7 protein-coding genes, 1 tRNA gene and 1 pseudogene are annotated in these 11212 nt (G+C 71.1%); 4 read left to right on the top strand and 5 right to left on the bottom strand.

What is annotated here, in order from left to right:
• Entirely contained in the window at positions 1 to 945 is a 945-nt protein-coding gene (locus FHS42_RS10430) for a D-2-hydroxyacid dehydrogenase (protein WP_184571282.1), read from the bottom strand.
• A 203-nt stretch (positions 946 to 1148) separates the two neighbouring features.
• Between FHS42_RS10430 and FHS42_RS10425 the strand changes: the two genes are divergently transcribed.
• The 3 genes from FHS42_RS10425 to FHS42_RS10415 all read left to right on the top strand — a co-directional run bounded on the left by FHS42_RS10425 (position 1149) and on the right by FHS42_RS10415 (position 4477).
• The gene (locus FHS42_RS10425) at positions 1149 to 2039 is read left to right on the top strand and encodes a maleate cis-trans isomerase family protein (protein WP_184571279.1); all 891 of its coding nucleotides are present in this window, start codon (positions 1149 to 1151) and stop codon (positions 2037 to 2039) included.
• A gap of 304 nt (positions 2040 to 2343) precedes the next feature.
• Entirely contained in the window at positions 2344 to 3060 is a 717-nt protein-coding gene (locus FHS42_RS10420) for a maleate cis-trans isomerase family protein (protein ID WP_184571277.1), read from the top strand.
• A gap of 325 nt (positions 3061 to 3385) precedes the next feature.
• A complete protein-coding gene (locus FHS42_RS10415; RefSeq protein ID WP_312866815.1) occupies positions 3386 to 4477 on the top strand; it encodes an LLM class flavin-dependent oxidoreductase in 1092 nt (363 codons plus the stop codon).
• 191 nt (positions 4478 to 4668) lie between these two features.
• On the opposite strand, the gene FHS42_RS36875 is transcribed toward FHS42_RS10415, so the two are convergent.
• Positions 4669 to 6726 (bottom strand): putative bifunctional diguanylate cyclase/phosphodiesterase, encoded by a 2058-nt coding sequence (locus FHS42_RS36875; protein ID WP_376772561.1) that lies wholly within the window; start codon positions 6724 to 6726, stop codon positions 4669 to 4671.
• Between the two features lie 367 nt (positions 6727 to 7093).
• Here FHS42_RS36875 and FHS42_RS10400 point away from each other — a divergent pair, with 367 nt between their 5' ends.
• On the top strand, positions 7094 to 8374 hold the full coding sequence (locus FHS42_RS10400; RefSeq protein WP_312866814.1) for a M6 family metalloprotease domain-containing protein: 1281 nt from the start codon (positions 7094 to 7096) through the stop codon (positions 8372 to 8374).
• 137 nt (positions 8375 to 8511) lie between these two features.
• Here the strand turns inward: FHS42_RS10400 and FHS42_RS10395 are convergent.
• The 3 genes and pseudogenes from FHS42_RS10395 to FHS42_RS10385 all read right to left on the bottom strand — a co-directional run bounded on the left by FHS42_RS10395 (position 8512) and on the right by FHS42_RS10385 (position 11004).
• Positions 8512 to 8585, bottom strand: a tRNA-Lys gene (locus FHS42_RS10395).
• 728 nt (positions 8586 to 9313) lie between these two features.
• Positions 9314 to 9730: pseudogene (locus FHS42_RS10390) on the bottom strand (bifunctional DNA primase/polymerase); the annotation flags it as partial.
• A gap of 905 nt (positions 9731 to 10635) precedes the next feature.
• A complete protein-coding gene (locus FHS42_RS10385; RefSeq protein WP_184571273.1) occupies positions 10636 to 11004 on the bottom strand; it encodes a DUF8844 domain-containing protein in 369 nt (122 codons plus the stop codon).
• Positions 11005 to 11212: the final 208 nt, after the last annotated feature.

Here is an 11212-nt window from a genome sequence, read left to right as displayed (position 1 = left end):
TCATCCGGGAACGTAGCCGAGTTGCTTGTCCACCACGTTGAACAGGGGCTCGCCCGCGGCCCAGTGGTCGTAGTTGTCCTGGAACTGGCGGGCGAGATCGTCACGCCAGCCGATCGTGTCACCGCTCATATGCGGCGACATCAGCAGTCCTGGGGTGTCCCACAGCCTGCTGTCCAACGGCACCGGCTCCTCCTCGAAGACGTCGAGAGCCGCCCCGGCGATGCGCCGGCTGACCAGCGCGGTACGCAACTCCTGCGTGCTCACCAACGGGCCGCGGCCCACGTTGATGAAGTACGACGAGGGTGCCATCCGGGCAAACGCTTCCCGGTCGAACATCCCCCGCGTCGCCGGCGTCAGCGGCGCCGCGCACACCACCCAGTCGGCGGTGGGGAGAAGCCCGTTCAGCTCATGCGCCCCTCGAATGCCCTCGCGTGTCGAACGCCCCACCAATTCCACGCGCACGCCCAGTGCCCCCAGCGTGCTGGCGATGGCCCGCCCGATCGGCCCCGCACCCACGACCACCGCCCGCGTACCGGCCAGCCGACGCGTCTCACGATGCCGCCAACGGCGCTGACGCTGAAGCTCCCAGGTGCCGGGCAGGTCCTTGGCGAAGGCGAGCACCAAGCCGGCGACGTACTCGGCGATCGGCTGATCGAAGAGGCCACGCGCGTTGGTCAGCACCGTCTGCGACTCGATCAGCTCCGGAAACAGCAGCCGATCGACACCGGCGCTCGCCGCGTGCACCCACCGCGGCCGTGGCCCCGCGCCGGGCCAGGCGTCGCGTACGGCATCCGACAGGAAGTCCCACACCAGCAGCACATCGGCCGCCGGAAGTAGTTCCGGCAGCGCGTCCGCGTCGCTGACCAGCACACGAGCGCGGCCGGACAGCCGATCGAGCCGCACGGGGGGAGTGTCGCCAAGGACGACAACGGTGCTTTCAGACATGGGCGGGAAACCATTCTGGAACGTCGAGCGGGTTGGCTGTTCGGGGGCGCCGTAAATCGCTAGAGATATGAGGATTGACCACGCTAGGCAGCAGAAACTACCGTCGTCAACAACGGTTCTTATCCCGACGTCCCGGCATTCCCCCGGCTCTCGTTTCCCTTGGCCAATGGCCCAAGCCCGGCGTTCGTATTGGGGCTCGAAAAATGGACGTCTCCTTTCTGGGTGGCCCACAGCAACAGCGTGGCGTGGGCGTTGTGGCGCCCTTCGATTTCGCGCTCGACCGTGAACTGTGGCGCTGGGTTCCGGATGAGGTCTCGCTCCATGTGACCAGGACACCGTTCGTCCCGGTCGAGGTGAGCCTGGATTTGGCCCGGATCGTCAGCGAGCACGAGACGCTGCACTCGGCCGTGCAGGCGCTGTGCGCGGTCGCGCCCGAAGTCGTCGCGTACGCCTGCACATCGGGCAGTTTCGTCGGCGGCGTACCGGGTGAGCGGGCGATGTGCGCGGCGATGACCCAGGCCGGTGACGTGCCGTCGCTGACCACGTCGGGCGCGCTGCTCGCGGCGCTCGATGAGATCGGGGCGCGCCGTATCGCCCTGGTCACGCCCTATACGAAGTCGGTTACGGACGCGTTGGAGGAGTACCTGGCCGAGTCGGGGATCGCCGTCGTCGGACGGGCCTACCTCGGGTTGACCCGCGAGATCTGGCGGGTGCCCTACCGGGACGTGGTGGACATGGCGCGGCTCGCGGTGGTCGGGTCCGTGGACGCGCTCTTCATCAGTTGCACCAACCTCCCCACCTATGACGTGATCCCGCAGCTTGAGGCCGAGTTGCGGATGCCGGTGCTGTCCGCGAACCAGGTGACGATGTGGTCGGCGCTGCGGGCGATCGGCGCCGACCCGATCGGGCCCTACCAGGCATTGATCGACCCGGCCGCGCGCTCGGGCCCGGCCGCGATGGCAGCCCAGCCGGCTCCTGAGCCGGAGGAGGCGTTCGCGGGGCCACCGGGCGGCCCGGAGCCGGAGACATCCGATGGCCTCGATCCGCCGCCCTATCGGGAGGATTACGGCGGGCAGCCACCGTACGGGCCATGACCGGGGGCCCGAGGCCGGGCGGGCCTGGACGAGCGCGGTCTGGGCTGGACGGCCCCGGACAAGCACGCGCCCGGCTCGCCCCGCTCTTGCCGGCTTGGCCAAGCCCCGTACCGACGATTTTTAGCCCCGTTCCGCTTCTGCCTGCAAAGGGTTGGTCCCAAAAGGCGCCGCCCGAACGGTAGCGGCGTCAAGCGGTAAAGGCGGAGACAATGATCGATTCCCGGAGGCTGGGGGCCGAATAGCGGACGGGGAGAGCGGCGAGTACGTCCCGTAGGGCGAGAGAACGGCGATGAGGAGACAGCGCGTGACGACGGTCGGATTCCTTTACCCCGGTTACTCGGCGGAAGATGACTATCCGCGTCTGGAGAGCCTGCTCGGCGGCGATATTCGGCTGCCCTTGGTCCATACCGATATCGGTGAAGACGCACACCGGGCGGACGCGCTCTTGGAGATGGGCTCGGCGGCCCGACTCGCAGCCGGGGCCGCGGAGCTGAGGAAGCACGGCGCCGAAGCAGTCGTCTGGGCCTGCACCAGCGCCAGCTTCGTCTTCGGCTGGGAGGGCGCGGGCCAGCAGGTACGGGAGCTGGCGGCCACCGCCGGGGCGCCCGCGTCCAGCACCTCGTTCGCCTTCGCTCGGGCGGCGCGGGCCATCGGCGCCGAGCGGGTTGCCGTCGCGGCCACCTACCCCGAGGACGTCGCCGCGTATTTCGCGGCATTCCTCAAGGCCGCCGGCATCGAGGTCGTGTCCACGCGCGGTAGCGGCATCATCACGGCCGCCGAGGTCGGCACCTGGGGCGAGAACGAGGTGCTGCACCTCGCCCGCACCGGCGACCACCCCGACGCGCAGGCGGTGCTGCTGCCCGACACGGCGCTCCACACGGCGGCCCACCTCCCCGCCCTTGAGTCCGCCATCGGCAAGCCGGTGCTGACCGCGAACCAGGTCACGGCTTGGGAGGGGCTGCGCCTTACGGGCCGCACGGTCGGCGCACCGCGGCTGGGCCAGCTGTTCGCGGCACGGTGAGGGCAGCAGGGCAGCGAGCGCGGCAGGGGAGCAGGGCAGCGAGCGCGGCAGGGGAGCAGGGCAGCGGGCGCAACAGGGCAAGGGCAGCGGGCGCGGCAGGCCGGCGTCGGGCCTAGTGTCGGACTCTTCAAGTGCGGTGGCGCGATGGCGCGGGCGCGTCACGACGGCGTGGCGCCACTACAGCATCGGGCCGTGCCGGGGAGCACCCTGACCGCTTGGCCAAGTCCCGCTTGGTGGAAGGAGAACCTGCGGTACGGGAATAAGCGGAGTGTTTCTCCGGTTGCCATCTGTGGCACGTACGCGACTTACAGGAGGCACGACGCCGGTGGACACAATTCGAGGAACGGCGAGCGGCAGCGCACCCGTACCGCTGTCCGTACTGGACTTGGCGACCGTTGGCAGCGGAGCGACCGCAAGCGATGCCATGCGCACCTCTGCGGAGCTGGTCAAGCTCGCCGAGCGGCGCGGCTTCCACCGGTACTGGGTGGCCGAGCACCACTCGATGCCGGGCGTCGCCAGTTCGTCGCCCGCGGTGATCCTCGCCTACCTCGCCGCTCACACCGAGCGCATCCGGCTCGGCTCGGGTGGCGTCATGCTGCCCAACCACGCGCCGCTGGTCATCGCCGAGCAGTTCGGCACCTTGGAGGCCATGGCGCCCGGGCGCATTGATCTAGGGCTCGGCCGGGCGCCCGGGACGGACGGGGCCACGGCCGCCGCTCTGCGCCGCAGCGAGCGGCTCGCCGAGGGCGCCGACGAGTTCCCCCGACAACTCGCCGAGCTGACCAAGTTCCTCGACGCGGACTTCCCGGACGGCCATCCGTACGCGCGTATCCACGCCATCCCCGGCCCCATCCAGGCGAAGGCGCCCGGCGGGGTGCAGTCCACCAACCGGCCCTCGGTCTGGCTGCTGGGCTCCAGCGGCTTCAGCGCCCAGCTCGCCGGCGCGCTCGGGCTGCCGTTCTCCTTCGCGCACCACTTCTCCGCCGCCAACACCATCCCGGCGCTCGATCTCTACCGCTCCTCGTTCCGGCCATCGGCCGTGCTCGATACGCCGTACGCGTCCATCGGTGTCGCCGCACTCGCCGCCGACAGCGAGCGGGAGGCCAGGCGCCAGGTGATGACCGGTGCCCTGGCCATGATTCGACTGCGACTCGGCAAGCCGGGCCTGGTGCCGACGCCGGAGGAGGCGGAGAGCTACGCATTCAGCCGGGCGGAGGCCGAGTTCGTGGACAGCCACATCCCCCACATCGTCCACGGGACCCCGGAGGCGGTGCACGAGGGCCTGGACGCGCTGGTCAAGCGCACGGGCGCGGACGAGCTGGTGATCACGGCGAATGTGCACAGCGCGCAGGCGAAGCTCCGTTCGTACGAGCTGATCGCCGACACGTACGGCCTCACGGCGCCGGCCGCGGCCTAGCTCACCCGTCCACAACCTCCCCGAACAGAGCACCTAGCGCGCCCAGCGCCCGTGCGGGCCCGTGCGGCGACCTGAACGCCGCCGCACGGGCGTGCGCCGGCCACTGCCGGCGGGCCCGCGCCACCCGCGCCAGGCCCCGGCTGCCCGCAGCCCGTGACCCGCGGCCCGCCGCACCCCGTGACCCGCAGCCCTCAACCCTCCGCCCGCAGCAGGGCGGAGATCTGTTCGGGCGCCACCGGGCGGGAGAAGAACCAGCCTTGCCCCGTATCGCACCCGATGCGGCCAAGCCGTTCCGCCTGCTCGGCGCTCTCCACGCATTCCGCGGTCACCGTGAGGCCCAGCCGGTGGGCGAGTTGCACCAGCGCTTCCACGATCGTTTCGTCGGCCGGATTGGGATGTTCCTCCGCTCGGAAGCCCCGTACGAAGGAACCGTCCAGCTTGAGCGAGGAGACCGGCAGCCGGCTCAGATAGGCCAGGTTGGAGTAGCCGGTCCCGAAGTCGTCGATGGCGATGGTCACCCCCATGTCGCTGAGCTGCTGCAACGCTTGCAGCGGGCGGCCCGCCGAGCCCATCACGGCGGACTCGGTGAGCTCCAGTTGCAGCAACTCGGCCGGTAGCCCGGTTTCGGCGAGCGTCGCCGCCACGTCGGCGACCAGGTCCGAGTCCCAGACCTGCCGCACCGCGACATTGACGCTGACCCGCATCGGCTGCTTGGGATGAGCCAGTTGCCAGTGCCGAGCCTGCCGGCACGCGGTCCTCAACACCCAGCGGCCCAGCGGCACGATGGCGCCGTTCTCCTCTGCCAATCCGATGAACCGATTCGGCGCTAGCAGCCCGAACTGCGGATGGCGCCACCGCACCAGCGCCTCGGCGCCGTGCACCACACCGTCATCAAGGCCCACAAGCGGCTGGTACTCCAGCACGAATTCGCCCCGCTCAACGGCCTGCCGCAGCGTGCTGGACAGGGCCTGCCGGGTCATCCGGTGGGCGTTGCGCTCCGGGTCGAAGAGTGCCCAGCGGGCCTTGCCGTCCGCCTTGGCCCAGTACAGCGTGGTATCGGCGGCCTGCATCAGGGCAGTGGTGTGTGTCCCGGCGGCCAGTCGCTCCACGACGCCGATGCTGGCCGAGACGGTCAGCCGGTGCCCGGACACATCGAAGGGCCGCTGGAGGGCCACAAGCAGCGCGTGCGCCAACTCCGTGAGCTGGTCGGTGCCGGTCGAGTCGGTGACCAGCAGCGCGAACTCATCACCGCCCAGCCTGGCCACCAGATGCCCGCCCGGCGCGGCGCATTCCGTCAGCCGTTGGGCCACCGCGCCGAGCAGTTCGTCCCCGACCCGGTGCCCGAGGGTGTCGTTGATGGCCTTGAAGCCGTCCAAGTCGAGATAGCAGAGCCCAACCCGCCCGCTGCGCCTGGCCTGGGGCCCACCGCCGTGCTGAGTCAATGCCGGGGTCGGCTCGCCGTCCGCGGCACCGGATCGGGCGGGTGGCGGCTGCGCGCCGGGCGGCCAATCGGGCAGCCCGCCCCATGGCGCGTCGCCCTCGCCGTCGCCGTGCAGCACGGTGGGTCCGCCCGGTGGGCGCGGCGGCTGCCCATTGCCTGGCACCACGGTGGCCGACTCCAGGGCGCTGGCCAGCCGCTCGAAGAACAGGCTTCGATTGGGCAGCCGGGTCACCGAGTCGTGCATCTGCAAGTGCCGCAACCGGGCCTGTAGATCATGCTGCTCACTGACGTCCACGATGGTCAGCAGCACCGACCGCGGCTCGTCCAGCGACTGCGCACGCCGGTCCGGCTGCATATCGGGGTGCCGGTCAGGGCGGAGGTCCGTACGCCGTTCCTTCCGCAGGTCCGGTGGCCGGTCGGCGGGCAGGTCCCGGTCCTCGGGCAGGGGGACGACGGTGATCTCGGCCCACCGAGAGCGGCCGTCGCGGCCCCGCAACCGCCGGGTGCAGCGCAGCCGATCGTGCCGTCCGCGCAACACCTCACGGTAGGCACTCCGCAGCCGCGGGTCCTCCCGCAGGTCAGCGAGGTCCGCGGCGACGGCGCCGCGCAGTTGCTCAGGGTCGGCGCCGAGCAGTGCTCCGAGTGCCGCGTTCGCGGCGATCACCACCCCCTCACGGTTGACGACAGCCATCGCAACATGCGCTGCGTGAAAGGCGGCGCGGTACTCACTCAGTGGCGCGTTACGTTCCGTCATCTTCGGCAGGGTCGCGCTCAGCGCGCCGCTCTGGCCGTCGAGAGATCCGCTCACCGCTCGCTCCCGCAAGGCGCTCGTCTCGTACAGGGTGTGGGTCAGTCGCATACCGGGCGTCGGGCCACCGATGCGGGCGACCCGGAGAGGGAATTCGCGCTGGAAATGTGGCGATCATAGAGGTTTGCGCTTCGGCCATTCCAGCGACACCGCCGTGATCAACGGCGTCACCTTCGGTCGCAGGCAAGAGAATGACTGCTTTTGGCGGACCGTGCACGATCCCAGCTTTCAATTGACCGGCTGTGACTTTCTGTTACATACCCGCATGGCGGCCATGTCACTCGACCGGTCGTGTGGAACAGGGCGTACCCGAGCAAATCCCCCCAGGGTGGGTGAGGTGCCCTCTCATCCATCCGGGGAGGTCGTTGTGGTGCGTTCGCCTGTACCCGACGGGGTGGGGCCGCTTCGCCGCGCGGCGGCGGTCCTGACCTCGCTGAGCGCCGTCATCGCCACCACCGTGGTCGCAGGTCCCGCGGTCGCGGTCGGGCCGGGCGGCCCGTGCGCCCTGGAGCGCACCGACGCCCATCACTCCGAAGGCGTGGATACCTGGAACGCGGACTACCCGCGCCCCACGGGCTCCCTCGACGCCGTCATGATCTTCCTGTCGTTCCCCGACGCCAAGCCCACCCTCACCCCCACCGAACTGGCCGCCGACCACTTTCCCAGCACCTCCCGGTTCTTCGAGCGGGCCTCGTACGGGACATTCGACCTACGGGCCCACCCCATGCGGCACTGGTTGACGATGCCGGCCGCGTCCACCTCGTACGCCATACAGCGCGACTGGGGAAGTGACCGGCGCGCCGCCTACCTGAGCGACGCGCTCGCCACCGCCGACCCGGCCGTGGACTTCAGCCGCTACGACCTGATCTACCTCGTCGCCGACCCGAACGCCCCGGGCGTGGACGCGGACGCCACCAAGGTGGTCAACCTCGATCGGCCGCTGACCTTGGACAACACCCGGCTGCGCCGCCTGGTCACCGTCTTCGAGCAGCACCCGCCCGACCACAACGTCCTCGCCCATGAGACCGGGCACGTCTTCGACCTGCCCGACCTCTACCACCGGCCCAGCGACGGCAAGGGCGACTGGGACACCCACGTCGGTGACTGGGACCTCATGGGCAGCCAGTTCGGCATGGCGCCTGAGCCCTTCGGCTGGCACAAGTGGAAGCTTGGCTGGCTCGGTGGGCGACAGGTCGCCTGCATCCACCGCTCCGGCACCAGCCTGCACACCCTCGACCCCCTGGGCGCGGGCCGCGTCCCGGGCCACGCTGGGCACACCCGACTGGTGGTGGTCCGCACCGGGCCCAACCGTGCGCTGGCCATCGAGGCGCGCGGCGCGTACGGCAATGACGCGGGCACCTGCTCGGAGGGCGTACTGATCTATCGCGTACGCAGCGAAACCGCATCCGCCGAAGGCCCCATAGAGGTCATCGACGGGCATCCCGGCACGCGGGCGTGCGCGAGCGCCTCGGTCTACCCGGCTCTCGCGGACGCGACGCTCGATGTCGGCGAGAGCTATGTCGCGGCGGAGGACGGCGTACGGGTCAGCGTTGAGGACATGACCCTCGCCGACGACCACACCGACGACGGCACCGAGGGTCAGGGCGCCACCTGGACGGTGAAGGTCACCAACAAGCCCACGGGCTGAGCCGCGCCGCGGGGGCGCGGTCCCGGGGCGCGACGGAGGCTGGAAGAAGGCCGGCGGAATGGCAACAGGTCAGGGGAGGCGAAGGCCATCGACATGGCAAAAGGCCCTCGTACCGAAGTACGAGGGCCTTTCTCAGGTGCGCCGCCAGGGACTCGAACCCCGGACCCGCTGATTAAGAGTCAGCTGCTCTAACCAACTGAGCTAGCGGCGCGCGCTGACGTGGAAAACCTTAGCACCCGGGTCCGGCGGAATGAAAATCGGTAACGGCTGTTGCGCTCAGCCACGCCTGGCGGCGCCTGCCCTGGTCACAGCGGTGCCGGCGGCTGCGCTCCGGGCCTGGCTGCGGACCGCCCGTACACACGCCCACAGCAGCACCTCAGGTCCGGGCAGCCAGGGGTGGCGCACCTCCGGCGCCACCAGCCACCGCGAAGCGGAGCCAGGCGCGGGGGAGCGGCGCCTGCCCGCCGACTCCGCCGGTGTTGCTAGCCCCTCTAGCCCCCCTAGACCCTCTAGCCCCGCCAGCCCGGTCGGCCCCGCCAGCCCTTGCGGTTCCTGCGGCCCCGGCGACGCTGGAGTCCTCGGGGCGTCGAGAGGGTGCGGGCCCGGGGCCGCCATACGAGGGTGGGCGCGCCCGCTGGCCCCCTGGCCCGAGGGCGTCGGGGAGTGCTGGAGCTCAGCGCCGTACGCGTCGTAGGCCGGGACGGCTCCTTCACCTCGGACGTGGTGCCCCGGCCGCGGGAGCCCCGGATGGGCCTGATGCTGATGTTCCAGGCGTGTCGCATACGGCGTCGCCACGTCGCTGAGCAGTTCCAGGGCCGGGGCCGGGTCCGCCGGGTCATGGTGTGGTCCGTTCGCCGGGTGTCCCCCGGGGCCGGCCCGGTGCGCGAGGAACGCGTCCATCAGCGGCCCGTCCGATTGCGTTACGCCGTCGAGGCCGGGCGGCTCCGGGGCGCGCAATGGCGGGATGGTCACCGCGTCTCCGACGCCATGACACAGCAGCGGTGGCACGCCCGCGCCCCACTCCTCCCAACTGAGCAGGGCCGGCAGTCGCTGGGCGACACCTGGCCGGGTGAACATCAGCACCCGCCCGCGCTGCACGGCCACCGGGCCCGAGCCCGGGCCATCGGACCACAGCCGATCGACCATCCGACACCCGAACAGGGCGGGCGCACTGACCACATCGAACGCCGTGCCGCAGGGCAGCACGCTGGGAGCGGTGGGCCGGGCCGACCAGAGCGCGTGCACGCTACGCGGGAAGGCGCTCGCCGATGCGAGCCAGTCCGCCCCGGCAGACGTCACCACGGGCCGCGGTTGCGCTGTGCGGCTCGCTTCCCGTGCGGGCCGCGGCTCGGGCAAGCCGGCCGCCTCCGGCAGAGGGCGCGATGCCCGCTCCCGCCGAGGTCCTAACTCCGGGGCGCGAGCTGGCTCCCGTGCGCGCCCCACCTCCGGTGGGCGGTTGCCGCCCGGGGTGTGGGTTCCACTGCGGGTCTGGCCCGGCCCCGGGGTACCCGCCTCAGCCGGCGTGCGCCGGCCATCAGGCGTGTGGCTTCCGTCCGGCAGGTGGCTTCCGCCCGGTGTGCGGCTCTCCTCCGCCGTGTGGTCGGACGCTCGGGTGTGGCACGTATCCGGGGGAGTGCGGTGCAGGCTGCCGTGTTTGCGCTCGGGCGCGGTGTCGGGGGCCTCGGGCCCACGCCCCGCCGCGGAGTGCGAGCCGACGCTCGCGCCGGGACCAGTGTTGGAACCGTCGTACGCGATCGGGCCTGGGCTCGGATCGGGTAGGGCTGCGCACCCTGCGCTGGCCGCCGCACCCTCGCCCGCAGCCCCGTTCCTCGTCCCGCCCCTCGCCATGCGTCCGGACCCGCATCTCTTCGGGAGCGGGATATCGATGCCGTCTCTGCCGCCGCCGCTAGTGCTGTCGCTCGTACTGGTCATGTCGGACATACTTACCGGGCGTTCAGTTTCCGTTTTGGGCGAATTCCGGAAACTAGGACACGGCGGGGCAGCACGGAGTATCTTGCCCCGCCTGCCAACTCGCCCGGCATGTGCCCCAGTCATCTCGAAACCGTGTCCGATGACCGCGGGGATGAGCGGGGGCCGTGACCGGGCCTGATCACCAGATCGGCCCGGACACGAGGACCGCCCGTGCCATATGCCAGCCGACCGTGTTGCGGCGCACATGCCTGGTCATCGAGCGCCCCGGCGATCACCGGGGCGCCGGGGCCCAGGTTGTGCCGCCCGGGGAGGCCGTGGGGCCGGGCCGGCTACGGCTCGCTCACGGCGCCGTCCCGCATCAGCTCGCGCCCGAACTCGACCATCTTCCGCGCATAGTCCTCGGTCCAATCCGCCCGCTCGGCGATCATGGCCATGGACAGCCGGTCGAAGCGCTTGGGGTCGGCGAGCTGCGCAGCCGCCATCGCCTGGTACTCGGTCGCCCGCTCTGCCGCCGCCCGGAAGGCGAGCGTCAGCTCCGTCGAACGCGCCAGCAACTCACGCGGGTCCTCGACCGACTCCAGATCAAAGAAGTGCTCGGGGTCCGCGGCGGCCTCGGATGGCTCGAAGAGCAACGGCGCGGGTTTAAGGCGCCGCGCTGGGCTACTGCGCGGATGAGGGGCTGGATGCGGCTTGGACATGTACGTACCTCCAGAGTCGAGTGCCGCGTTCCATTGTCCCGCTGCGCGCAAGGGCGCTCCGGCACGCCATACGCGGGGATGCGGCACCGCGTGTACGCGCCGCACGGATGCCGGGACGATGGGCTGCTGACAGCGCCGAGGCGGCCCCTCGGAGCCCCGCGCGGAGGCCGGGGGCGGGGCACCAGTGCAGAAGCGGCAGAAGGTGCGC

The organism is Streptomyces zagrosensis (assembly GCF_014203645.1).
Lineage (GTDB): Bacteria > Actinomycetota > Actinomycetes > Streptomycetales > Streptomycetaceae > Streptomyces > Streptomyces zagrosensis.
The sequence above is the reverse complement of the archived record's forward strand: the minus strand, read 5'-3'. Positions and strand labels throughout refer to the sequence as shown.